The following is a 23,650-nucleotide window of genomic DNA, read 5'->3' as shown; positions in this document are numbered from 1 at the left end:
GCATCTGAGATGCAGGTTCAATTCCAGCTTCCGACCGATCGCAGATATCGGTGCCGCTCGTCGGGGTCGCTCCTGTGCCGAAGCTGCTCCACATGCGCCGCAAGGATCGGCAGATCCTCCGCCGCCCGGTCCAAGGAGAAGTCGAATGGCTGCCTGCCTCCGCATGAGAACCTGGTCAGCATGGCGCTTATCGGAGCCAGGGCCGTATCGAGCGATGTCGCAGCGCCGGAAAGGCGTTCGGCGATCTTGTCCGCCATGCCACCGGGGGCCCGGCCCTCCGGGCGCATCGACGCCCGAACCACGGCCTCCTCGGCACGGGCAGGCCGATAGCCCGCCGCCATCACCCGGTCGATCAGGTCCCGGTCCTCGCGGCTCGGCAGAGCGCGAAAACCACCGACCGCGCGATAGACCTCCCGGCGTATTCCGAGATTGGCCCCGCCGGCGGTGTTGAGCCCGATCGAGGTTGCTTCGTCCTCCGACAGGAGGCGTGCGAACTCCATCGAGAGCCGCATGTAGTCGTCCTCGATCTGCCCGCCGCGCCGCACCGTCTCGAGCATCTCCGGAGGAAGATCGTCGAGCCCCTCGATGCGGCCCAGCACCGCCGGATGCGTCTCGAGCGCCGCTCTCATGGCGCCGATCCAGCCCGGCTCCGCCTGGCAGTCGGCATCGGTGGAAAGTAAGGCCGTGGCTTGCGGGCTGAACCGCATCGCCAAGAGATGCCCGAGCCGACGCGCCCGCCCGACGCCGCCATGCGGCAACCAAAGCTCGCTCAGCACTAGGGCCAGCCCATGCCGACGGGCGCGGTCGCGGACGATCTCCGCCGTATCGTCCTCGGTGTTGTTCACGCAGACATGGAAGGCGAAGTCCCGCCGCCCCTCCTGCGCCGCTATCGCATCGAGACAGGCGCCGATGCGCTCGGCCTCGTTGCAGGCGGGGATGACCACCACCACACCGGCGGTCGCGACCGCGTCTGCGCCGAAGACCTCGCAGAGCGGTTTCATCGCCCTCCCTCCGCTACATCAATGCGATAGAGGTCGGTCGACATCGCACACCGCAAAGCCCTTCGGCTACTGGCGCGGAAAATCTCGAGTGCCTCCGCGCCCTGAAGCGCATTGCCGCTTGGTCCAAGCCAGGTCACGCAGACCAGATCGGCGGCAGGCCAGCGCCGGTCGATCTGTTGCGCGAGGGCGGCAAGTCCCCGAGGGTCGAGGAAGTAGAGCACTTCCGACAGCAGCAGCAGGTCATGGTCTCCTTCCGGCAACGGGGCTGGCAGGAAGAGCCGGTGAAAACGCCCTTCCGGAATGGCCCGCCTGGCGGCGTCGAGCGCCGTCTGCACCGCGTCGACACCGGTATAGGCCGCGCAGCGTGGTGCGACATGGCGCGCCAACTCGCCATTGCCGCAGCCCAGTTCCAGCACGGAGCGGTAGGTGCGTCGCGGCAAAGCTGCGCAGGTGGCGCGAAACTTGGACTGCTCGTAGGCGCTGGTGCGAAACGACCACGGATCGTCGCCCACAGCGTAGATCCGTTCCAGTTGATCGCATGACACCGCGGTCATGCCGCCCCCTCGAAGTAGATCTCGTCGCCGGTCTCGAACTGGGTGCGGAAGGATTCGGGCAGGACAAAGCCGTCGGGATCGTCATGCACCACCTGTCCCAGCTGGCTGCGATGCGCGGCGATGGCCTCGGCCTTTGCTTCGCGCGATGCGGAGATGTCGAAGCGATGCTCGACGCGATGCGGAAGACGTGCCCGGTAGGAGGGATCGTGCCAGCCCGACCAGACGGGATAGAACAGCAGCCGCGTGCCGGCGTGCAGGGCAGCGATGCGGGCAATCTCGGCCGTGGCCTCGTGATCGCAATGCGGGTCGGTCGGGGCGGGCGCAATGAGAACCCGGGCACCCGCCGCATGAATGATCCGCACTACCGTTTCGGCGATCTCTTCGAAGCGGTGTGCGAGCTTGAGCATGCCCGCATCGGGCAGCCCGAGCCGGGTAACGCAGGCCGGATCGCCGCCTAGCGCTGCGATCCCCGCATCGAGTTCGCATGCCCGCAACTCGGCCAGCCGCGCCCGGGGCCATTCGAGCGACCCCGGATGCGAGGCACCGCCATCTGTCATGCAGATCACGCGCGCGCCCGGCCCCGCGAAGGCGGCGGCCAGCAGCGCGCCGCAGCCCAGCGACTCGTCATCGGGATGCGGTGCGAGCACGACCGGAGGGTGGCCCTCGGTAAGGTCATGGAGGTTCGCCCGGCGCGTGCGATCAACCATCGAGCCAGTCTCCCAACGGCTTGCTCCCCATCAGCAATGCGCGACCGACCTTCACCGAGAAGGCGTCTCGCGCCGCTTGGCGCATGTAGCAGGCGAGGTCGCGGGCCATGCGTCCGACCCGGTCCGCTTCGTCGAACATCGACAGGCCCACCGAGCGCTCGACCGCCGCGATCGCATCCTGGCCGATCTCCTCGCTGAGAAGCCGCACCGACAGCGAGCGCGTCGCGGCCGCCTCTGGCGCGGCGATCCCTTCGTCTCCGCAGGCGATCTCACCGGCGCGCATGATGGCGGGCCAAGCCGAGACCACGCGTCCGGCGATCGGCGCCAGCCGCAACAGATGTGCTTCGGCTTCCTCCTGACCGCGATCCCGCAACGCATCGGAGGCCCGTTCCAGCAGCCCGACAATCCCGCCCAGCGTCACGGCGGCGATACGCCAGGTGCCGCCAAGGAAATGCGGCTCACGCGTGTAGACATCTGGTTCGCCGAGCGGCCGCCCCGGCAGCCCTTCGCAATCGAAGCCTCCCGAGCGGCTCTGCTGCATGCCGGACATGCGCCAGACACCCGGATCGTGGCGCGCCGCATCCCGGGCATCGACGACGAACAGCCGCTGCCCTTCCGGTGACCTCGCACTCACGATGGCGCGGTCGACATGACCCAGCCCGGACGCGAAGCGCTTGGCACCCGAGAGCCGATCGCCGGTTGCGCTGACGGGTTTGGCACCGTCGGCACCCCACACCCCGAACAGCCACCCCTCCTCCATCTGTGCCAGGCATTCCGACCGCAGTTCCGGGTCGGCATAGGTCTCGATCAGGTGGCGGGCATTCACATGACCCTCGTAGAGCCGGCCGAGCGACAGGTCGGCCTCACCGATCCGGCGCATGGCCCGGGCCGCGGCTTTCCAGTTCGCCGCCCTAAGAAGACCGGCATATCGCAGAAGATGCACCGCTTCATCGAAATCCCGCTGCGCCGCCCGCTCCAGACGCGACTGCAAGGACCGGTCAACACCGCCCTCATCGGGCACGCCTCGGCTCGGGTCTTTCTCAAATTGTCGAGGCATGGCAGGTTCCGGTGCTTCCTTCGCCGCAACAACCTGCGGGGGGAGCCACCAGTTCCTAAGGCCGAATGACGCGGGAAACGCCGCGCCGTAGAAGATGAATGGGCGAGGATGAAGCCTCCGCCGATAAACTGAGTTCCTGCGCTTGGGATCATCGCCCGGCGCCACCCATACGCGCGCTCGTTGGATCGCAAGAGCCGACCGCCGATCCGGTTGGACAGGACGAACCAGATCGGCTTGGCGTTTCTTCCGATGGACCACCGCATTGGAGGGTAAGGAAGCCCCCCTGTAGGATGGGCAGGAACCGCTCCCTATGCGTTCGCCCCGTAATGGGCGAAGAAGCTGCAGGAGGATCAGGAGGCAAACGCCGCTCCGTGACATCGAGAGCCGCCTCGGGATCGACCGGAGACGTGTGGATAGAAATATGCCCCGTGCAGGGAACCGGGCCTGATAGACGCGACCACGGCAGGCACTATCTTCCCATCATGAATCTCACGAACCTTCTCGGTGACGCCTCATCGGACCTGACGGCCCTTCAACTGGCCTTGCGAGCGATAGTGGTCTTCGTTTTCGCAGTCGCTTTATTCCGCCTCCTGCCCCGGAAGTCGCTTGCCAACACCTCGGTCATCGACGTGGTGCTGACCGTGCTGATCGGCTCCAGCTTGAGCCGCGCTTTGACGGGCAATGCTCCGCTTGGGCCCGTGATGGTGGCCTGCATTGTCCTCGGAGGGCTTTGGGTCGCGATAGGCTGGCTCGCGATCCACAGCGAGGTGTTCTCGCGGCTGTTGAAGGGAAGGCCCCTCGAAGTGATCCGAAACGGGGCAGTGGACGAAGCCGTGCTACGTCGTGCCCAGATGGGACGGCGTGACCTTGAGCAGAAGATCCGTGGTCAGGGATATGCCCGTATCGAAGATGTGCCGCTGGCCTATATTGAGAGAAACGGCTCGGTCTCGGTGGTATCCAAGGATTGATTGGAGGCGTCCCACCAAGCCCTTCACCGCGGCCCGAAATCTGGAAGCGGAGCGAAGGCAGGCAGCGCCGAATGATCGAAGTTGGAAGCCTGCCACTTCGTCCATGCTGGCACGAGTAAGGGGCCTTGGATCATATACGGCTTGGGGGCGGGATAATGGATGCCTCGCGCCTTCAAGCCCGAGCCATGCTCCAGTTGAAGCACCCAGGTCTTCCCTGAAGTAGGCTTTCGCGCCGGGTGGGGATGCGGGAATGCTCTAGACCACGGTCGCGGAAAGCATCACGCGTCTAAGCCGAATGTCTCTCCCAAGGCCGAAGGTGCCATCGCCCTCAATTCGAACGCTTCATTGATCGGCGACCTCGTTTGGTCAATGCGGGCTTTGCTGCCGGTTTGTGCCATGTGAGCCGGGGCCGGTTCCGCAAGGTTCGGGGCCATGGCTCTGGATCGGCCCTTCAAGCGAACTAATTTCCGATCTCAGCGAATGACCATGGCGTATGCGACCGAGACGGATGGGTGAGAGATGAGCGATCAGGCGCATCGGACGGCAAGTGATCGGGAAACCGAGCGCGGGAACGACTTCGATCGGGCCCGGGATCAGGCGCAGCGTATGCAGATCCACTCCGAATCCGGGGTGCTGTTCGAGCAGGCGATGGCGCAGACTCGCATGGCGATCTGCCTTGCCGATCCCAACCAGGAAGATCAGCCGATCGTCTTCGTCAACCGCGCCTTCCGCGAACTGACCGGCTATGAGGAAGACGAGATCGTCGGCCGCAACTGCCGGTTCCTGCAGGGCCCCGGGACCGACCCGGCGCAGGTGCGCAAGCTGCGCGAGGCGATCGCCTCCGAGGACGTGGTTGTGGTGGAGCTGCTGAACTACCGCAAGGACGGCAGCACCTTCTGGAACGCGCTGCATCTGGGGCCGATCTACAACGAGGACGGCTCGGTCCGCTATCTCTTCGGCTCGCAATGGGACGTGACCGACGTCCATGCGGCGCGGGCCGACGAGAAGCACGCGCGGATGATGGAGCGCGAGATCAGCCACCGCATGAAGAACATGTTCGCGGTGATCTCCTCGATCGTCACCATGACCGGCAAGCTCGACGGGGCCGAGGGGCTGGCCGAGAAGATCAACGCGCGGATCAGGTCGCTGGGCCGCGCGCACGAGGCGATGCTCGAGGTCTCCTTCACCGAAGGGCCGACCGACCCGCGCAAGCTGTTCGAGGATCTCCTGACCCCCTATGCGCCGCAGGGGCGGGACAGCCTGACGCTGACCGGGGGCAAGGTGCCGCTCGACAGCAACGTGGTCTCGGTGCTGGCGCTGACGCTGCACGAACTGGCGATCAACGCGGTCAAGCACGGCGCCTTCGCCGCGCAGGAGGGACACGTGTCGCTGGAGTGGCAGGTGATTGACGGCTCCGAGGGGGACGGGCGGCTGCGGCTGCTCTGGACCGAAACCGGCGGTGCCGATCCGGGCCCCGGGCCGGAGCGCCACGGTGTCGGCATGACGATCATCGGTCGAATGCTCGCCATGGGCGAGGGCGAGATCCGCTACGACTGGCGCGCCGAGGGGCTGCACGTCGACATCCAATTCCCGACCAGTATCTGAGGCCGTAATGAACATGATGGACCGCTCGACCGATGCCGGCCGCGCCAGCCTTTCGGGCAAGACCATCCTCGTGGTCGAGGACGAGGTGCTGATCGCGATGGACATCAACGAGAGCCTCGAAGAGGCGGGCGCGCGGGTGGTCTATGGCCGCAACCTGCGACAGGGGCTCGAGCGGGTGGAACAGCCGATTGACGTGGCCCTGCTCGACGTCTCGCTCGGGCATTCGGAGACCTGCCTTCCGATCGTCGAGAGGTTGCGGGCGCGGGGCGTACCCTTCGTGCTGCATTCGGGCGATGTGCAGCGCCTCGGCGAGACGATCACCAATATCGGCGCGCCGGTACTGGAAAAGCCCTGCGACCTCGCGGTGATCCGGCGCGCCTTGGTCGCGGCGCTTGTGACCGGTTGAGCGCTCGGGCGAATCGCGAATTCACCAAACTGCAACTCGCGGTTATTTCGGTCAGGAACCAGAATTCCCCTGTGGTTGAGTTTCCCGGGGTCATTTCACGGCATTCGCTGGTGAATGACATTGCAATCGCCCCGCGAAAACCAACCTGCTGACAGAAACTTAGAGTGCAGCGATCCACTACTGGGTCATAACAATGTTACAACAATTCAGCCTCGAATGGTCGCATTGTTGCGAAATTCGCCAAAAAATAGTAGTTTGAGCCTACCGATGACGCGGCGTAGGTCGCTTTGAAGCTGCGCTGTCCTCGGATCACTCACCGTTAGATGGCTTTCCCCCGGTCGCGTATCGGAACGGGGAAGTCGTCCTTTAATTAACGATTGGAAACGCCATGAAAACGTTGCTTCTGGCGAGCGGTCTGTTTTGTGCCGCTCTGACAATTCCATCTCTATCCATGGGCCAAATGGCGGCTCAGCAAATTCCGACCTATTTCGACGGGGTGATCTCCAAGCTCACGGAGAATGGCTATCGTGACGCCCGGCTCGTCGATGCAGAGGCGCGCCGGATCGTCGCCTTCGACGCCACGGGCAGCGAGGTGTCCATGACCATTCATCCGCGCAATGGAAGCATCGAGACCTGGGATTACGTCAGGCTGCTCGACCATTGATCGATCACGGCACGAGGGAGGGGATTATCATGACATCGACCATTCGCATCACCACCGTGATCGGCCTGCTGGTCGCGGGCTCGATCGCCAGCGCGCAGGCGGCGCGGGTGCCGCAGCGCATTCAGGACTTCGCGAGCCTCGGCTGGACGATAACGGATCATCTGGGACAGTCGGAGGGGCAGGAACGGATGCTGGTCCGCGATTCCGAAGGGCAGGAGCGGATCGCGGTTCTGCATTCCTATTCGGGTCTCGTCACCTTCGAGAAACTGCCGCATCCGGCGGAACGCTGAGCCGGTCCCGCAGCGAAAGAGGGGCGGCCGGGAGGGCCGCCCCTCGGGACGTCTCAGCCCTTCTTCAGGGCCTTCTGGCCCAGCACTTCGGCGATCTGCACCGCGTTGAGCGCCGCGCCCTTGCGCAGGTTGTCGGAGACACACCACAGGTTCAGGCCGTTCTCGATGGTCGAGTCCTGGCGAATCCGGCTGATGAAGGTGGCGAAGTCGCCCACGCATTCGACCGGGGTCACGTAGCCACCGGGCTCGCGCTTGTCGATCACCATGACGCCCGGGGCCTCGCGCAGGATGTCGCGGGCCTCGTCCTCGTCGAGGAATTCCTCGAACTCGATGTTGATCGCCTCGGAGTGGCCGACGAAGACCGGCACGCGCACGCAGGTGGCGGTGAGCTTGATCGAGGGGTCGAGGATCTTCTTGGTCTCGACCATCATCTTCCACTCTTCCTTCGTCCCGCCGTCTTCCATGAAGACGTCGATATGCGGGATCACGTTGAAGGCGATCTGGCGCGGATAGACCGAAGGCGCAACCTCCTGGCCGGGCACGTACATGCCCTTGGTCTGGTTCCACAGCTCGTCGATCGCGTCCTTGCCGGTGCCGGAGACCGACTGGTAGGTCGAGACGACGACCCGCTTGATCTTGGCGCGGTCATGCAGCGGCTTGAGCGCCACGACCATCTGCGCGGTCGAGCAGTTCGGGTTCGCGATGATGTTCTTCTTGGTGTAGCCCAGCACGGCGTCGGCGTTGACCTCGGGCACCACCAGCGGGACGTCGGGGTCCATCCGGTAGAGCGAGGAGTTGTCGATCACCACGCAGCCCTGCGAGGCGGCCTTAGGGGCGTATTCCTTGGTGGCCTCGGAGCCCACGGCAAAGAGCGCGATGTCCCAGCCGGTGAAGTCGAAGGCGGCGAGGTCCTGGGTTTTCAAAGTTCGGTCGCCGAAGCTCACCTCGGTGCCGAGCGAGCGGCGGCTGGCGAGAACGGCGATTTCCTCGATCGGAAACGCGCGCTCGTCCAGGATGTTGAGCATTTCGCGACCCACGTTGCCCGTGGCGCCGACGACGACGACCTTGTAGCCCATGTTCTGGAGCCTCCTGAAAGTTCGAGCGGTCCCTACACGTTTCGCGACGGAAGGGAAAGCGCCCGGCTGCGCATCGAGGCTGTCATGTTGGGAAAAACTGGTCGGAGTGAGAGGATTCGAACCTCCGACCCCCTGCTCCCGAAGCAGGTGCGCTACCAGGCTGCGCTACACTCCGACCGTGGCGCCGACCTAACGCCTTGTTTGCGGCTTTGCAAGAGGGGGCGGCGATCATTCCTGGCGGAACCGTCCGGGCCGCAGGAACCGTTTGAGCACGCTGGCGCGCGGCGCGCTGCCGGTCTCCCAGCGCAGCCGCGTCTGCGAGACGGGACGGTGCGCCGACCTGCCGCCGCGGCCCTCGCGCAGCACGATGTAGATGCCTGAGGCGATGATGATTCCGGTGCCGAGGATGGTCGCCCCGTCGGGCAGCTCGTCGAAGAACAGCGCGCCATAGGCAGTGGCCCAGATGATCTGGCTGTACTGCATCGGCGCGACCACGACCGCCTCGCCGGTGGAATAGGCCGCGACCATGATCCGTCCGCCGATCCAGCCCAGCACCGCGATCAGCGCCATCAGCCCGAAATCCGAGATCGGCATCGGCTTGTAGACGAAGGCCAGAGCCGCGCCCATCAGCACGAAATTGGCGATCATCGGGTAGAGCAGCAGCACGACGGGGCGTTCGTCATGGCCGATCTTGCGCACCACGATCGACGCGGTGGAGCCGCCGATCGCCACGCCGAGCGCCGCGAGATGGCCCAGCGAAAGCTCGGTTTGGCCGGGCCTGAGCACCACCAGCACCCCCGCGAGACCCACCAGGACCGCCGCCCAGCGGTGGATGCCGACGGTTTCACCCAGCACGGGGATGGCCAGCACGGTGATCAGCAGCGGCGTCGCGAAGATCAGCGCGTAGACCTGCGCCAATGGCAGTTGCGAGAAGGCGTAGAAGGCCGATGTCGCGGTCAGGAAGCCGGCGGCGGTCCGCAGCGCGACCCACCAGGGGTGGCGCGGACGCAGGGTGCCGGGTTCGGGATCGCCGATGATCATCACCAGCGCCAACGGGAAAGCGAGCGTTACCGAGAAGAAGATCAGCTGCACCGGCGAGTAGCCGCTGCCCAGCACCTTGATGACCACGTCGTGCGTGGCGAAGACGCCGAAGGACACAAGCGCCAGCAGCGCGCCTCTCGCATTGTCACCCATGCGCGTTCTCCCGGTCGAAATGGCGATGATAGCGCCACCATTGTCCGAGCCCCGCGCGCGATGCAAGCCGGGGAGGGTGGATGCGGGCAGGTTTCCCCGCCCGCATGTCCAGTGTCAGATCGAGGCGTCGAGCGCGGCGATGATCGCGTCGCCCATCTCGGCGGTGGAGATCGGTGTGCCGCCCTCGGGGCCGAGCAGGTCGGCGGTGCGCTTGCCATCGGCCAGCACCCTCTCGACGGCCTGCTCGAGGCGGGTCGCCTCGTCGCCATTGTCGAAGCTGTAGCGCAGCGCCATGGCGAACGACAGGATGCAGGCGATCGGGTTGGCCTTGCCTTGGCCGGCGATGTCGGGGGCCGAGCCGTGCACTGGCTCGTAGAGCGCCTTGGGGCGGCCATTGGCCATCGGCGCGCCCAAGCTCGCGGACGGCAGCATGCCGAGCGAGCCGGTGAGCATCGCGGCAGCGTCCGAAAGGAGGTCGCCGAACAGGTTGTCGGTGACGATCACGTCGAACTGCTTGGGCCAGCGGCAGAGCTGCATGGCGCCGGCATCGGCATACATGTGGCTCAGCTCCACGTCCGGGTACTCGGCCTCGTGGATCTCGGTCACCACTTGGCGCCAGAGCACGCCCGATTCCATGACGTTGGCCTTCTCCATCGAGCAGACCTTGTTGTTCCGGCGGCGGGCCAGCTCGAAGGCGGAGCGCGCGACGCGGGCGATTTCGCTCTCGGTGTAGCGCTGGGTGTTGATGCCGACGCGCTCGTTGCCTTCCTTGTGGATGCCGCGCGGCTCGCCGAAATAGACGCCCGAGGTCAATTCGCGCACGATCATGATGTCGAGCCCGGCGACCACGTCGCGCTTGAGCGAGGAGAAATCGGCCAGCGCGTCGAAGCACTGCGCCGGGCGCAGGTTCGAGAACAGGTCCATTTCCTTGCGCAGGCGCAGCAGGCCGCGCTCGGGCTTCACCGAGAAGTCGAGCGTGTCGTATTTCGGTCCGCCCACGGCACCGAGCAGCACAGCGTCGGCGTTCTGCGCGCGTTCCATCGTCGCGTCGGTCAGCGGCGTGCCATGCGCGTCATAGGCGGCGCCGCCGACGAGATCCTCTTCGACGTCGAAGGCGAGGTCGCGCTTCTCGCCGTACCAGCCGATGATCTTCTTCACCTCGTTCATGACTTCGGGACCGATGCCGTCGCCGGCGAGGATCAGAAGGGAAGGATTGGACACGTTGCGGGCTCCGGATTGAAACGAATGGAATGGCGATGCGGTAGCCTGTGGTCGCCGCAGGGTCAAGTTCGCGCCCCGACCTCCGATGCTGCGCGCCCCGACCTATGGATGAGGCGCTGGGCCGAGATCGAACGACATAGGACGCCAGAGAATGGCAAAGGGGAAGGCATCCCATGGTTCATCTTTCCTGAAATACGCAGATCCCGCCGCCGGCCCGATGCGCTCACTCCAGTTCGAGGTCGACCCAGACCAGCCGGTGCGCCGAGGCCTCTGCCGCGGCTTCGGCCAGCGGGCCCGTGGCGGGCCAGGCCACGCCCGCGCCGGTGACGCGCAGCCCGGCGCGCGAGGGCAGAACGTAATCGACCCGCAGGTTGCCCGGCCCCTCCGGTGGGTCTTCCCAATCGGCAGTGTCGAGCGCCGGATCGCCCGCCTGGCCTGGCGTGGCGTTCGCGCGGCCGCCGGGGCTGCGGGGCTGGGGATCGACGAGGCGCGGATCGGCGAGCAGCGCGCGCATCTCGGCACGAAGTCCCGCGCCATCGGCCGGGTCGAGATTGGCGAGGCCGATGATCGCGAAGGGGGGCGCCGGTGGTGGGCCGAGATCGCCGTCCAGAAACCGCAGCCAGAGCCGGATCTCGTCGCGATTGCGCAGCCCATTGAGATCCTCGGGCCCGTCGAAGACCGGCGGCGTGGCGGCGAAGGCCATGAGGGTGAGGGGCCCCTGCGGCGTCTCGGCCCGCACCACCCAGTGCCCCGTGCTCGACAGGCGTCGGGCAGCCTGCGCCTCGGCCGAGGGGAAGGGGGCGTCGCCCGGGTTGGGCTGCGTCGCGCCGGGCAGGTCGCGCCAGAGCAACCCGGTGAAGTCGTGGACGAGGGAGACCGGAAAGCGCGACAGCAGCGCCATCGCGCCGTCGCCGGTGAAGCGGCCGTAGCCATGGGCATCGCGCGCCCGGTTGCGGCGGCCATCGCCGTCCAGATCCAGCCCGGAAACCAGCCCGGCATTCGAGGGCGGGGCGAGGAGATAGGGGTAATCCGGTCCGCCCGCCTCGCGCAGCAGCGCCGCGAAGGTGGCAAGCGCCACGCTTCGGGCATCGCGATCAAAGCCGGTGAGCAGCAGTATGTCGGGGGCGGTATCGACGATGACGCGGGCAGCGGCCGTGACCTGCGCCTCTTCCCGACGGATGTCACGCAGCAGCAGTCCGGGGCCGTCGCGGCTCAGCGCCGGGGCGTAGGTGGCAAGCCGCAGGGGTTCGGCCGAGAGGGGAGGCGCCAGAGGCGCGAGAGGGGCGGCAAGCAGGACGGCGAGAAGGGCGCGACCGAGGCGCGCCCCCGGCCTCACGCGGGCATCAGCCCGGCTTCGCGGGCCGAGGCCCGCTCGCGCTGGGCGCCGATCATGTCGGCGACGCGCTGCAGCGCCACGCCGCGCATCAGCAGGCTCGCGGGCAGAAAGGCCCAGCCGGTCATGGTCCAGATCAGCGTATGCGGGTTCGACAGGTCGATCGGCCCGAAGATCGGCGCGCCGATGTTGAACAGGGCCGGCACGATGAAGGGCAGCAGGAAGCCGAGCACGAGGTTGACCTGCCCGTCGCGGCGCAGGCGCCAGATCACGTCCGGGCCCGAGGTCGGATCGAAGGTCGGCAGGTTGATCCAGACGTTGAAATTGCCCGAGCGCATCGGCCAGCCCCGGAAGCGCAGCAGCGCCACGAAGATCAGCAGCGAGGCCAGCGACAGCAGGTAGCTCAGCGCGGCGCCGACCCGGACCTGGTCGGCCAGCGCGCCGGAGGTGCCTTCTGGCAGGGTCAGCATCACCAGCCGCACCGGCGAATAGGGCATGTCTAGCGCATGGCCCAGCGGCGTCGTCAGCGCCGCGATCAGCGCCGTGAAGGTGGAAGCGTCGTCGGCATGACCCGCCAGCAGCGACAGCAGGAACACCGAGAGCGCCGCCGTGGCGAAACGGATGCGGTTGAAGGGCGGCGCGTCGCGGAATTCGACCAGGCTCGGCGACAGCGAGGTGTATTCGACCGCGGTGAACAGCCCCGCGGCAAGCGCCACCAGCGCCACGATCTCCGGGGTGCCGGAGCCGCCCGTCTGCAGCAGCATCGATGGTGTTGCGATCAGCAACATCATCAGCACCGCCCGCAGGAGTCCACCTGTCAGTCGCGCGACCATAGTCTGCCCATTCCTGCGCCGGGCGGCCACGTTTTGATATCGCGGCTCTTTACCGGCGAATTTCGGCCCAAGCGGGCCGTCATGCCTCAATCCTGCCACTATTTGTGCCCTTTCCCAGTTCAGGCGGCAACGCATAGTTCTCAAGAAGCGCTTGAACTGCGGCGCTTTTGCGACGGAGTCGGCACTGGAATGGACCGATAATGGGACCTTCGATCAGCAACTTATGTCTTTTGGAGAGGGTATATAGTGGCTGTTCGGGCAGGTCCTACCAGACAGGGTAGGGCAGGCGTGACCTTACGGCACGAGCAACACTCCCTCGTCACAATGCGAAAAGGGCGGCCCGCCGGGCCGCCCTTTTCCTGTCCGAATCTTCGATCTCAGACCCAGGGTCGGGCTTGGGTCGCCTGGCTTTCGAAGCTGTCGATGGCGCTTGCCTTCTCCAGCGTCAGGCCGATGTCGTCGAGCCCCTCGAGCAGGCAGTGCTTGCGGAAGGGGTCGACCTCGAAGTGGAAGCTCTCGCCCTCGGAGGTGGTCACGGTCTGGTTCTCGAGGTCGATGTCGAGCCGCGCGTTCGAGCCCTTTTCGGCGTCCTTCATTAGCACGTCGACCTGCTCTTGGGGCAGGACGATCGGCAGGATGCCGTTCTTGAAACAGTTGTTGAAGAAGATGTCGGCGAAGCTGGTCGAGATCACGCATTTGATCCCGAAATCCTTGATCGCCCAAGGCGCGTGCTCGCGCGACGAGCCGCAGCCGAAATTGTCGCCGGCGACGATGATCTCGGCGTTGCGGTAGGCCGGGGTGTTGAGCACGAAATCGGGATTCTCCGACCCGTCGTCGAGGTAGCGCATCTCGGCGAACAGGTTCACGCCCAGCCCGGACCGCTTGATGGTCTTCAGGAACTGCTTGGGGATGATCATGTCCGTGTCGATGTTGACCAGCGGCATGGGGGCGGCGACGCCCGAGAAGCTTTCGAACTTGTCCATCACATCATCTCCCGCACGTCGGTCAGGTGTCCGGTGATCGCGGCGGCCGCCGCCATCGCCGGGCTCATCAGGTGGGTGCGCCCGCCCTTGCCCTGGCGCCCCTCGAAATTGCGGTTCGAGGTCGCGGCGCAGCGCTCGCCCGGGGCGAGCTGGTCGGGGTTCATCGCCAGGCACATCGAGCAGCCGGCGAGGCGCCACTCGAAGCCCGCCTCCTTGAAGATGTCGGCAAGGCCCTCTTCCTCGGCCTGGGCGCGCACGAGACCCGAGCCCGGCACGACCATGGCGCGCATGCCGTCCTTGATCTTCTTGCCCTTGAGGATCGCCGCGGCGGCGCGCAGGTCCTCGATCCGGCCATTGGTGCAGGAGCCGATGAAGACCGTGTCGATCTTGATCTCCTTGAGCGGCGTGCCGGCGGTCAGCCCCATGTAGTCGAGCGCCCGCTTGGCGGCCTCGACCTTGCCGCCCTTGAAGGCGCTCGGGTCAGGCACGACATCGGTGATCGGCAGCACGTCCTCGGGCGAGGTGCCCCAGGTGACGACCGGGGCGATGTCCTCACCGCGGATCGTGACGACCTTGTCCCAATGCGCGTCGTCATCGGAATAGAGCGTCTTCCACCAGTCCATGGCGGCTTCCCACTGCGCGCCCTTGGGCGCATGCGGGCGGCCCTTCACATAGGCGAAGGTGGTCTCGTCGGGCGCGATCAGACCGGCGCGGGCGCCGCCTTCGATCGCCATGTTGCAGACCGTCATCCGGCCTTCCATCGACAGCGCGCGGATCGCCTCGCCGCAATACTCGATCACGTAGCCGGTGCCACCGGCGGTGCCGGTCTTGCCGATCACCGACAGGGTGATGTCCTTGGCGGTGACGCCCGGCGCCAGCTTGCCGGTGATCTCCACCTTCATGTTCTTGGACTTCGACTGGATCAGCGTCTGCGTGGCGAGCACGTGCTCGACCTCCGACGTGCCGATGCCATGCGCCAGCGCCCCGAAAGCGCCATGCGTCGCGGTGTGGCTGTCACCGCAGACCACGGTCATGCCGGGCAGGGTCCAGCCCTGCTCGGGGCCGACGATGTGGACGATGCCCTGACGCACGTCGGAGACCGGGTAGTAGTTGATGCCGAAGTCGCGGGCGTTCTTGTCGAGCGCCTCGACCTGGATCCGGCTGTCCTCGTTCTCGATGACCTTGTCGCGGCCCTCGGTGGTGGGGACGTTGTGGTCCGGCACGGCGATGGTCTTTTCGGGCGCGCGCACCTGGCGGCCGGCCATGCGCAGCCCCTCGAAGGCCTGCGGGCTGGTGACCTCGTGCACGAGATGGCGGTCGATATAGAGCAGGCCGGTGCCGTCCTCGGCCTGATGGACGAGATGCGCGTCCCAGATCTTGTCGTAGAGTGTCTTGCCGGTCATGGAGTGGTCCTCTTGCGGCTGGATATGTCTGACAGAGCGCGCGGCTGCGCGCCGAAGGGTCGAGCGGGCGCCAAGGCGCCCCGCCGCGTCAAAGCCGCGCGAGGATCGTGCAGGTTGCGCCGAAGAACCGCCAGGGCAGGCGCGCGCGATCATCCATGTCGAAGACCCGAGTCATGGCGTTCAGATACTCCCTCGGACCCTGCGGCACAAGAGCCTGCGGCGGCTGGACCGAGGGGCGGCGGCACTACATGCTCTGCACATAAAAGAGAGGGCAGAGCGCACGATGGAGCCGGAGACCGGGGTGGAGGAGGTGGCGGAGACCGCCACGGTGGAGGCCGAGGCGGCCGCCGCCGAAATGGCGGAGCAGGCGACCGAGGCGCCGGAGGTTCTGGCCGAGGCCGCCGAGGATCTGGGCCATCGGCTCCTGAGCGATGCCGAGCGGGTGCTGCAAGGCGTGATGCAGCCCTGGAACGCGTGGCAGCTGCTGATCCTCTTCGGCGCCTTCGCGCTGGCGCATCTGGGCCGCGCCTGGCTTGGGCCGAAGCTGCATGACTGGATGCGGCACCGCGAGGGCTGGCCGCGCTGGCGGATGCGCTATGCGGTGACGCTGCACCGGCGGCTGCGCGCGGTGCTGTTCGTGACACTGCTGTGGATCGCCGTGGCGGTGGTACGGCAGCTCGACCCGCTAGCCGGCGCGGCGGTGCTGCGGATCGCGGCCAACCTCGCCACCGGCTGGCTCTTCGTGGCGCTGGTGTCGCGGCTGATCGTTAATCCGCTCTTGCGCGGCATCGTGCGCTACGGCGCCTGGGCGTGGATCACCCTGCGCATTCTCGATCTGACCACCGAGACGGCGCGGCTGCTCGACGGGCTCGCGATCCAGGCTGGCGATCTGCGGATCTCGGTGCTCTTGGTGCTCAAGGCGGCGCTGGTGCTGGGCGTCGCCTTCTTCGTGGCGCGGCTGCTGGCGCGCAGCTCGGCGCACCGGATCGAGAGCAACCGGGAGATCAGCCCCTCGATGCAGGTGCTGGCGGTCAAGCTCAGCCAGCTGCTGTTCTACGGCATCGCGGTCTTCGTCGGGTTGCGCGCGGTGGGGGTGGACCTCACCGGCCTCGCGGTGCTGTCGGGCGCGATCGGCGTTGGCCTCGGCTTCGGGTTGCAGAAGGTGGTGTCGAACCTGGTCTCGGGACTGATCATCCTGATGGACAAGTCGATCAAGCCCGGCGACGTGATCTCGGTCGGCCAGACCTTCGGCTGGATCTCGACGCTGGGCGCGCGCTACGCCTCCGTCGTCACCCGGGACGGCAAGGAATACCTGATCCCGAACGAGGACCTGATCACCACCCAGGTGGTGAACTGGACCCATTCCGACAATTCGGTGCGGATCGATCTCGATTTCGGCACCTCATATGGCGACGATCCGCATCTGGTGCGCCGGGTCGCGATCGCGGCGGCGGCGGGCTGCGGACGGGTTCTGGAAAAGCCGGCACCGGTCTGCCATATCACCGCCTTCGGCGATTCGAGCGTGAACTACCTGCTGCGCTTCTGGATCGACGACGCGACGGCGGGGCTCACCAATATCCGCGGCGACGTGTTTCTCGCTCTGTGGGACGCGTTCAAGGCCGAGGGCATCTCGATTCCCTTCCCGCAGCGCGAGGTCCGGGTGCTCGACGGCTCCGCCCTGCGTGTCGCGCGACCCACCGCCGAGTGATCGGATGCGAGGTGCGGGATCGTTGAAAACGACCCCCCCCCTTGCTACATTTGGAACATGCCCGGCGCCGGGGCAAAGTCGGCGGCGTGAAACCGGAGGATGATGACCTGTCCCTTTCCACCCAAGCGGCGCAAGCTGCTCCCCAGGGCGCGGGCCTGATGGCCGGGGCGCCCTCCGCGACGAGCGAAAAGCTGCTGGCAGCGATCCTCGTCTCCCTCGATGACGACAAGGCCGAAGACGTCGTGCAGATTGATCTGCGCGGGCGCTCCGAGATGGGCGATTACATGGTAATCGCATCGGGCCGCTCCTCGCGTCAGGTCGCCGCCATCGCCGAACACCTGACGGACAAGCTCAAGCAGGATTACGGCGTGCTCTCGAAGACCGAGGGCAAGGAGACCGGCGACTGGGTGCTGATCGATACCGGCGACGTGATCGTGCATGTGTTCCGACCCGAGGTGCGCGAGTTCTATCAGCTGGAGAAGATGTGGGCGCCCCAGGGGGCGGCCGCCGACGCCTTCCGCTGATGCGCGTCAGGATCTGCGCGGTGGGCCGGATGAAATCCGGCCCCGAGCGTGCCTTGGTCGAGGACTACACCGCACGGTTCGACCGGACCGGGCGGGCGCTTGGCCTCGGGCCGCTCATGATCACCGAGGTCGACGACCGCAAGGGCGGCGGCATGGCCGCCGAAGCGGCTCTGCTCGACCGCGCCATTCCCGACGGCGCGGTGATCTGTGCCATGGACGAGCGCGGCCGCGAGATGAGCTCGCCCGATTTCGCAAACATGCTGGCAGGCTGGCGCGACCAGGGCCGGGCGGAAGTGGCCTTCGTGATCGGCGGCGCCGACGGCATCGACCCGGCGCTGCGTTCCCGTGCCGATGCGATGCTGTCTTTCGGCCCGATGGTCTGGCCGCACATGCTGGTGCGCGCGATGCTGAGCGAACAGCTTTACCGCGCCGCCTCGATCCTCGCCGGAGCGCCCTATCACCGGGTCTGACGTGGGGCCCCACGGCATGCTCTGACCCCGCGTCAGTGGACAATCGGAACGCTTTGGCTCAGGACTGGCGCGAAACGTTCCCGAGGAGGCTTTCCCGATGGCGACACCCAAACCCGTGGTCCTGTGTATTCTCGACGGCTGGGGGCTACGCGCCGAAACGGAAGGCAACGCGCCGGCGCTGGCCCGCACCCCGGCCTTCGACCGGATCATGCAAGGCCCCCACGCGACCCTGACCACGCATGGCCCGGATGTGGGCCTGCCCTCGGGCCAGATGGGCAATTCCGAGGTCGGTCACACCAATATCGGCGCGGGCCGGGTCGTCGCCATGGATCTCGGCCAGATCGATCTCGCGATCGAGGACGGGAGCTTCTTCGAGGCCGAGGCGATCGCCGATTTCGCCAAGACGTTGCAGGATTCGGGCGGCACCGCGCATCTGTTCGGCGTCGTCTCGGATGGCGGCGTGCATGGTCATCTCGACCATATCGTCGCCGCGGCCCGGGCACTGCGCGACCGCGACGTGGCGGTGACGGTGCATGCCATCACCGACGGGCGCGACGTCGCCCCGAAATCGGCCGATGCCTATCTCGAGGACCTGATCGAGAAGCTGCCCGAGGGCACCCGCATCGCGACCGTGATCGGCCGCTACTTCGCCATGGACCGCGACAATCGCTGGGACCGGGTGAAGGCCGCCTATGACGCCATCGTCAAGGGCGAGGGCCACGCGGCCACCGACCCGCTGGCGGCGGTGAAGGCCGCCTGGGATGCGGGCCAGACCGACGAGTTCATCCCCGCCACGGTGATCGACGACTATGCTGGCATGCAGCCGCAGGACGGGCTGTTCTGCCTCAATTTCCGCGCCGACCGGGCGCGCGAGATCCTAGCGGCCATCGCCGATCCGGCGTTCGACGGCTTCGAACGCGGTGACGCTCCGGCGTTGGCCGCAAGACTCGGCATGGTCGAATATTCCGACAAGCATGTCGCCTGGTACGAGGCTGTGTTCCCCAAGCGCGACATCGTCAACACGCTGGGAGCATGGGTCGCCTCCAAGGGGCTGACGCAGTTCCGTCTCGCCGAGACCGAGAAATACCCGCATGTCACCTTCTTCCTCAATGGCGGCAAGGAGGAGCCGGAGGAAGGCGAGGACCGGTTCATGCCGAAATCGCCCAATGTCGCCACCTATGATATGCAGCCCGAGATGTCGGCCGGCGAGGTGACCGAGGCCTTCGTCGCGGCCATCGGCAAGGGCTACGACCTGATCGTCACCAACTTCGCCAACCCCGACATGGTCGGCCATACCGGCGATCTCGATGCCGCGATCCGCGCCTGCGAGGCGGTGGATCAGGGCTTGACCGAGGTCTGCGCGGCGCTGGAGAAGGCGGGCGGCGCGATGATCGTGACCGCCGATCACGGCAATTGCGAGATGATGATCGACCCCGAAACCGGCGGGCCGCATACCTCTCATACGCTGAACCCGGTCCCAGTCGCGCTGTTCGGCGGCCCCGAGGGGGCACGCCTGCGCGACGGTCGGCTCGCCGATCTGGCACCGACGCTTCTGGACCTGATGGGCCTCGACCTGCCGCCCGAGATGACCGGGCGCAGCCTCATCGGATGAGGGCGGCGCTTTTCCTCGCATTGGCGCTGCTGGCCGCGCCGGCGGCCGCGCAGGAGACGGCGGCGGCGGCGCGAGCCGCCGCCGAGCGTCTCGCTGCCGCTTCGGAGCAGCTCGACGCAGCGCAGGGCGCGCGCGACCGGGTATCGGCGCTGACCGAGACGGTGCGGGCCTACGAGGCGGGGCTGACGGCGCTGCGCGACGGGCTGCGCCGCGCCGCGATCCGCGAGCGGGCCATCGCGGTGGAACTGGAGGCGCGACGCGACGAGATCGCGGAGCTGCTGGGCGCGCTGCAGTCCATGTCGCGTGCCCCGGCGCCGTTGTTGCTGTTGCACCCGGCCGGACCGCTGGGCACCGCGCGCGCCGGGCTGATCGCCTCGGAGGTCACGCCGGCGCTGCAGGCCGAAGCCGAGCGGCTGCGCGCCGACCTGCAAGAGGCCGCCGATCTCGCGGCGCTGCAGCAAAGCGCGATCTCCACGCTTGAGGAGGGGCTTTCAGGGGCGCAAAGCGCGCGCAGCGCACTGTCCGAGGCGATCTCCGAGCGCACCGACCTGCCGATGCGCTTTACCGAGAACCCGGTGGCGACGGCGCTGCTGATCGCCTCGACCGACACGCTGGACGGTTTTGCCTCGGGTCTCGCCCAGACCATCGATGCCGAGCTGTCGAGCACGGTGCCGGACGCCACCGGTCTCAAGGGGCAGATCCCGCTCCCGGTGCAGGGGCAGGTGCTGCGCGGTTTCGGCGAGGCGGATGCGGCGGGCGTCACCCGGCCCGGTCTGGTGATCGCCACCGCGCCGCGCAGCCTCGTCACCACGCCGGTGGCGGCGACGCTGCGGTTTCGCGGCGAGCTGCTCGATTACGGCAATGTCGCGATCCTCGAACCGGCGGCGGGCGTACTGGTGATTCTGGCCGGGCTGGCCGAGGTCTATGGCCGCACCGGAGAGATCCTGCCGGCGGGCGCGGCGCTGGGCCTGATGGGCGGAGACCCGCCCGCACCGCACGAAATCTTGACCGAAACGGCGCAGGGCGGTGGCGCGCCGCGGTCGGAAACGCTTTATCTGGAAGTACGGGAGGGGGATGCCCCCGTCGATCCCGAAACATGGTTCGCGCCGGCCTGACCGGCGCGCGCCCGAAAGGCGGCCCGGGCCGCAGGCAGAGGGAATGTTGCGCATGAGGAAACTGGTACTGGCGGCGCTTGGCGGAACCGCGCTCGGACTGATCGTCACGACGCAGGTGGCCGGACCGCTCGTCGCTCAGGAGGCCGAGCGCAATGCCAGCGTCTATGAGCAGCTCGACCTGTTCGGCGACATCTTCGAGCGGATCCGCGCCGAATATGTCGAAGAGGTCGATGAGGGCGACCTGATCGAGGCCGCGATCAACGGCATGCTGACCTCGCTCGACCCGCATTCGAGCTACCTGTCGCCCGAGGATGCGGCCGACATGCGCACCCAGACGCGCGGCGAGTTCGGCGGGCTTGGCATCGAGGTCACGCAGGAAGAGGGGATCGTCAAGGTCGTCTCGCCGATGGACGGCACCCCGGCCGATGCGGCGGGTATCCTTGCGGGCGATTTCATCACCGCCGTCGACGGCGAGAGCGTGCTGGGCCTGACCCTCGACGAGGCGGTGGACCTGATGCGCGGGCCGGTCGGCTCGGAGATCGTCATCACCGTGGTGCGCGACGGCGAGGACGAGCCCTTCGACGTCTCGATCATCCGCGACACGATCAAGCTCAACGCGGTGCGCGCGCGCACCGAGGGCGACACCATCGTGATGCGCGTCACCACCTTCAACGACCAGACCTTCCCGGACCTGAAGAAGGGTCTGGCCGAGGAGATCGAGAAGGCGGGCGGGCTCGAGAACGTCAACGGCGTGGTGCTTGATCTGCGCAACAACCCCGGCGGTCTGCTGAACCAGGCGATCTACGTCTCCGACGCCTTCCTCGAGGCGGGCGAAATCGTCTCGACCCGCGGCCGCGACGTCGAGCAGTCGGACCGCAACAACGCCACGCCCGGCGACCTGATCGATGGCAAGCCGATGGTGGTGCTGATCAACAGCGGTTCGGCCTCGGCTTCGGAGATCGTCGCCGGTGCGCTGCAGGACCACCGCCGCGCCATCGTCGTAGGCACCCAGAGCTTCGGCAAGGGCTCGGTGCAGACTGTGATGCCGCTCAGGGGCGAGGGCGCGATGCGCCTGACCACGGCGCGCTACTACACCCCCTCGGGGCGCTCGATTCAGGCGCTGGGCATTTCGCCCGACATCATCGTCGAGCAGCCGCGCCCCGCGCCCGTCGAGGAGACCGAGGAGGACACGACGGCGCGGCCGCTGCGCTCGGAGGCCGACCTGCGCGGCAGCCTCGACAATGACAGCCTCTCGGAGGACGAGCTGAAGCAGCTCGAGGCGGATCGCGAGCGCGCCGAGAAGGCCGCCGAACTGCGCGAGCAGGACTACCAGCTCGCCTATGCGATCGACATCCTCAAGGGGCTCTCGGCGCTCGGCCCACGCGCGCTGCCCGATCCCGAGAAGCGCGCCGAGGCGGCGGGGGAGGCGGCTCAGTGAGGCCTGCCAGCATCGCCGCCCTGCCGTTCCGCCCCTGCGTGGGCGTCATGCTGGTCAACAAGGCGGGCCGCGTGTTCGTCGGCCAGAGGATCGACCGCGACCAGGATGCCTGGCAGATGCCGCAGGGCGGCATCGACCCCGGCGAGGACGTGACCACGGCGGCGCTGCGCGAACTGCGCGAGGAAACCGGCATCCCGGCCGACAAGGTGGTCATGATCGCCCAGACCGAGGAGCCGCTGCGCTACGACCTCCCCTCCGACGTGGTGCCGCATATCTGGGGCGGCCGCTATCGCGGTCAGGCACAGACCTGGGTGCTGATGCGCTTCACCGGGACGGACGGGGATATCGACATCGCCACCGAGCACCCGGAGTTCAGCGCATGGAAATGGATCGACCCCGCCGAGCTGGCCTCGGCTATCGTGCCGTTCAAGCGGCGCGTCTACGAACAGGTTCTCGAGCAGCTCGGGCCGCTGGTCTGAGCCTAGCCCCGGCTCTGGCACTGATGCTCGCGGCGCCACCCGTGGCGGCGCTGTCCTGCCTCGTGCCGGACCCGATCCGCAGCTTTGCGGAGATCCATGCGGCGCCCGAAAGCTATCGCGCCTATATCGGCAGCTTCGCCTTCGACGCCGACAAGTTGCCGCCGATGCAGGATCTGTCGCAGCCGGTAACCGCGACCCCGAACCCGGTGCCGGCCGAGTTCACCGGCCACCAGTTGGGGCCGACCGGCTTCGACACGCCGGTCGTCGAGGCGGCGATGCTGCTGCAGCCCTCCTGCGCGGGGCCGTGGTGCGGCAGCCTCGCCCCGGACGACAAGGTACTGGTCTTCGCGCGGGTGGAGGACGGGCAGCTGATCGTCGATCTCGATCCCTGCCCGGGCAAGGTGCAGGCCGCGCCAGACGCGGCCACGCGCGAGAGGCTCGCCGCCTGCATGCGCGGCGAAGAATGCCGGGAGGCCCGATGAGAGACGACGGCCCGTCGACGCGGATCGCGCCGATCACCCTCGATGACGTCGAGGGCTTCCACGCCGCGCTCGATTCGGTGGCGCGCGAACGGCGCTTCCTCGCCTCGTTCGAGGCCCCGCCGCTCGAAGCCGCGCAGGTCTTCGTCGAGGCGAACCTGCGCGAGGGCAACCCGCACTTCGTGGCGCATGAGGGCGGTCGCATCGTCGGCTGGTGCGACATCAAGCGGTCGGGCCGACCGGTCCACGCGCATTGCGGCGTCATGGGCATGGGCGTCGTCGCCGATCGCCGCGGCGCCGGGATCGGCCGGGCGCTGCTGGGCGCGACGCTCGCGGCGGCGCGCGCGGCGGGGCTACTCCGGGTGGATCTCGACGTGCGGGCCGCCAACACTCCTGCGATCGCTCTCTACGAGCGCATGGGGTTTCGCCATGAAGGCCGGAAGGTGGCGGCCTACAACGTCGATGGCGCGTTCGACGACCTGCTGGTCATGGGGCTGGTCTGGCCCGAGGGGGCGGCGGGCTAAGCCCGC

Annotated in this window: 25 protein-coding genes and 1 tRNA gene; 14 read left to right on the top strand and 12 right to left on the bottom strand. The window is 67.3% G+C overall.

What is annotated here, in order from left to right; all coding sequences use genetic code 11:
- Window positions 1-17: 17 nt before the first annotated feature.
- The 4 genes from LOS8367_RS03960 to LOS8367_RS03945 are packed head-to-tail and all read right to left on the bottom strand — an operon-like array spanning window position 18 to window position 3,484.
- A complete protein-coding gene (locus tag LOS8367_RS03960; RefSeq protein ID WP_085895149.1) occupies window positions 18-1,001 on the bottom strand; it encodes a glycosyltransferase family 2 protein in 984 nt (327 codons plus the stop codon).
- The gene (locus tag LOS8367_RS03955) at window positions 998-1,555 is read right to left on the bottom strand and encodes a class I SAM-dependent methyltransferase (protein ID WP_085895148.1); all 558 of its coding nucleotides are present in this window, start codon (window positions 1,553-1,555) and stop codon (window positions 998-1,000) included. The genes LOS8367_RS03960 and LOS8367_RS03955 overlap by 4 nt, the downstream gene beginning before the upstream one ends.
- The gene (locus LOS8367_RS03950) at window positions 1,552-2,262 is read right to left on the bottom strand and encodes a PIG-L deacetylase family protein (RefSeq protein ID WP_085895147.1); all 711 of its coding nucleotides are present in this window, start codon (window positions 2,260-2,262) and stop codon (window positions 1,552-1,554) included. Before LOS8367_RS03950 ends, LOS8367_RS03955 begins: the two co-directional genes overlap by 4 nt.
- A complete protein-coding gene (locus LOS8367_RS03945) occupies window positions 2,255-3,484 on the bottom strand; it encodes an acyl-CoA dehydrogenase family protein (protein WP_242665495.1) in 1,230 nt (409 codons plus the stop codon). Before LOS8367_RS03945 ends, LOS8367_RS03950 begins: the two co-directional genes overlap by 8 nt.
- Window positions 3,485-3,801: 317 nt before the next feature.
- Between LOS8367_RS03945 and LOS8367_RS03940 the strand changes: the two genes are divergently transcribed.
- The 5 genes from LOS8367_RS03940 to LOS8367_RS03920 all read left to right on the top strand — a co-directional run bounded on the left by LOS8367_RS03940 (window position 3,802) and on the right by LOS8367_RS03920 (window position 7,252).
- Window positions 3,802-4,287, top strand: a complete 486-nt coding sequence (locus LOS8367_RS03940; protein WP_242665494.1) for a DUF421 domain-containing protein — start codon at window positions 3,802-3,804, stop codon at window positions 4,285-4,287.
- A 519-nt stretch (window positions 4,288-4,806) separates the two neighbouring features.
- Window positions 4,807-5,892 (top strand): PAS domain-containing protein, encoded by a 1,086-nt coding sequence (locus LOS8367_RS03935; RefSeq protein WP_085895146.1) that lies wholly within the window; start codon window positions 4,807-4,809, stop codon window positions 5,890-5,892.
- Window positions 5,893-5,908: 16 nt separating this feature from the next.
- Window positions 5,909-6,298: a response regulator gene (locus tag LOS8367_RS03930; RefSeq protein ID WP_165761379.1), complete on the top strand. Its 390-nt coding sequence runs from the start codon at window positions 5,909-5,911 to the stop codon at window positions 6,296-6,298.
- 388 nt (window positions 6,299-6,686) lie between these two features.
- Window positions 6,687-6,962, top strand: coding sequence for a hypothetical protein (locus tag LOS8367_RS03925; RefSeq protein WP_133056283.1), 276 nt, complete (start codon window positions 6,687-6,689; stop codon window positions 6,960-6,962).
- Between the two features lie 29 nt (window positions 6,963-6,991).
- Entirely contained in the window at window positions 6,992-7,252 is a 261-nt protein-coding gene (locus tag LOS8367_RS03920) for a hypothetical protein (protein WP_085895143.1), read from the top strand.
- 53 nt (window positions 7,253-7,305) lie between these two features.
- Here the strand turns inward: LOS8367_RS03920 and LOS8367_RS03915 are convergent, their stop codons facing one another.
- The 8 genes from LOS8367_RS03915 to leuC all read right to left on the bottom strand — a co-directional run bounded on the left by LOS8367_RS03915 (window position 7,306) and on the right by leuC (window position 15,295).
- On the bottom strand, window positions 7,306-8,328 hold the full coding sequence (locus tag LOS8367_RS03915; protein ID WP_085895142.1) for an aspartate-semialdehyde dehydrogenase: 1,023 nt from the start codon (window positions 8,326-8,328) through the stop codon (window positions 7,306-7,308).
- Between the two features lie 98 nt (window positions 8,329-8,426).
- Window positions 8,427-8,503, bottom strand: a tRNA-Pro gene (locus LOS8367_RS03910).
- Window positions 8,504-8,556: 53 nt separating this feature from the next.
- Window positions 8,557-9,522 carry a DMT family transporter gene (locus LOS8367_RS03905; protein ID WP_085895141.1) on the bottom strand — a complete coding sequence of 322 codons (966 nt, stop codon included), beginning with the start codon at window positions 9,520-9,522 and terminating at the stop codon, window positions 8,557-8,559.
- A gap of 114 nt (window positions 9,523-9,636) precedes the next feature.
- A complete protein-coding gene (leuB, locus tag LOS8367_RS03900) occupies window positions 9,637-10,743 on the bottom strand; it encodes a 3-isopropylmalate dehydrogenase (RefSeq protein WP_085895140.1) in 1,107 nt (368 codons plus the stop codon).
- A gap of 223 nt (window positions 10,744-10,966) precedes the next feature.
- Window positions 10,967-12,079 carry an endonuclease/exonuclease/phosphatase family protein gene (locus LOS8367_RS03895; protein ID WP_085895139.1) on the bottom strand — a complete coding sequence of 371 codons (1,113 nt, stop codon included), beginning with the start codon at window positions 12,077-12,079 and terminating at the stop codon, window positions 10,967-10,969.
- Window positions 12,076-12,867, bottom strand: coding sequence for a hypothetical protein (locus tag LOS8367_RS03890; protein ID WP_242665506.1), 792 nt, complete (start codon window positions 12,865-12,867; stop codon window positions 12,076-12,078). The genes LOS8367_RS03895 and LOS8367_RS03890 overlap by 4 nt, the downstream gene beginning before the upstream one ends.
- 419 nt (window positions 12,868-13,286) lie before the next feature.
- On the bottom strand, window positions 13,287-13,892 hold the full coding sequence (gene leuD / locus LOS8367_RS03885; RefSeq protein WP_085895137.1) for a 3-isopropylmalate dehydratase small subunit: 606 nt from the start codon (window positions 13,890-13,892) through the stop codon (window positions 13,287-13,289).
- A complete protein-coding gene (gene leuC, locus LOS8367_RS03880; protein WP_085895136.1) occupies window positions 13,892-15,295 on the bottom strand; it encodes a 3-isopropylmalate dehydratase large subunit in 1,404 nt (467 codons plus the stop codon). The genes leuD and leuC overlap by 1 nt, the downstream gene beginning before the upstream one ends.
- Before the next feature lie 283 nt (window positions 15,296-15,578).
- Here leuC and LOS8367_RS03875 point away from each other — a divergent pair, with 283 nt between their 5' ends.
- The 9 genes from LOS8367_RS03875 to LOS8367_RS03835 all read left to right on the top strand — a co-directional run bounded on the left by LOS8367_RS03875 (window position 15,579) and on the right by LOS8367_RS03835 (window position 23,644).
- Window positions 15,579-17,003 carry a mechanosensitive ion channel family protein gene (locus tag LOS8367_RS03875; protein WP_085895135.1) on the top strand — a complete coding sequence of 475 codons (1,425 nt, stop codon included), beginning with the start codon at window positions 15,579-15,581 and terminating at the stop codon, window positions 17,001-17,003.
- Window positions 17,004-17,161: 158 nt separating this feature from the next.
- Complete coding sequence (gene rsfS, locus LOS8367_RS03870; protein ID WP_085895134.1) at window positions 17,162-17,527, top strand: ribosome silencing factor; 366 nt, start codon at window positions 17,162-17,164, stop codon at window positions 17,525-17,527.
- Window positions 17,527-17,997 carry a 23S rRNA (pseudouridine(1915)-N(3))-methyltransferase RlmH gene (rlmH, locus tag LOS8367_RS03865; protein WP_085895458.1) on the top strand — a complete coding sequence of 157 codons (471 nt, stop codon included), beginning with the start codon at window positions 17,527-17,529 and terminating at the stop codon, window positions 17,995-17,997. The genes rsfS and rlmH overlap by 1 nt, the downstream gene beginning before the upstream one ends.
- Window positions 17,998-18,094: 97 nt before the next feature.
- Window positions 18,095-19,609, top strand: coding sequence for a 2,3-bisphosphoglycerate-independent phosphoglycerate mutase (gpmI, locus tag LOS8367_RS03860; protein WP_085895133.1), 1,515 nt, complete (start codon window positions 18,095-18,097; stop codon window positions 19,607-19,609).
- The gene (locus LOS8367_RS03855; protein ID WP_085895132.1) at window positions 19,606-20,724 is read left to right on the top strand and encodes a murein hydrolase activator EnvC family protein; all 1,119 of its coding nucleotides are present in this window, start codon (window positions 19,606-19,608) and stop codon (window positions 20,722-20,724) included. The genes gpmI and LOS8367_RS03855 overlap by 4 nt, the downstream gene beginning before the upstream one ends.
- Before the next feature lie 52 nt (window positions 20,725-20,776).
- The gene (locus LOS8367_RS03850; protein ID WP_085895131.1) at window positions 20,777-22,162 is read left to right on the top strand and encodes a S41 family peptidase; all 1,386 of its coding nucleotides are present in this window, start codon (window positions 20,777-20,779) and stop codon (window positions 22,160-22,162) included.
- Complete coding sequence (locus tag LOS8367_RS03845; protein ID WP_085895130.1) at window positions 22,159-22,641, top strand: RNA pyrophosphohydrolase; 483 nt, start codon at window positions 22,159-22,161, stop codon at window positions 22,639-22,641. The genes LOS8367_RS03850 and LOS8367_RS03845 overlap by 4 nt, the downstream gene beginning before the upstream one ends.
- A 23-nt stretch (window positions 22,642-22,664) precedes the next feature.
- Window positions 22,665-23,123, top strand: a complete 459-nt coding sequence (locus tag LOS8367_RS03840; protein ID WP_085895129.1) for a hypothetical protein — start codon at window positions 22,665-22,667, stop codon at window positions 23,121-23,123.
- Window positions 23,120-23,644, top strand: a complete 525-nt coding sequence (locus LOS8367_RS03835) for a GNAT family N-acetyltransferase (protein WP_085895128.1) — start codon at window positions 23,120-23,122, stop codon at window positions 23,642-23,644. Before LOS8367_RS03840 ends, LOS8367_RS03835 begins: the two co-directional genes overlap by 4 nt.
- Window positions 23,645-23,650: the final 6 nt, after the last annotated feature.

Origin of the sequence: Limimaricola soesokkakensis, assembly GCF_900172345.1 — a bacterium.
Classification (GTDB): domain Bacteria; phylum Pseudomonadota; class Alphaproteobacteria; order Rhodobacterales; family Rhodobacteraceae; genus Limimaricola; species Limimaricola soesokkakensis.
Note: the sequence above shows the minus strand (reverse complement) of the source record. Positions and strands in the feature narration are given on the sequence as shown.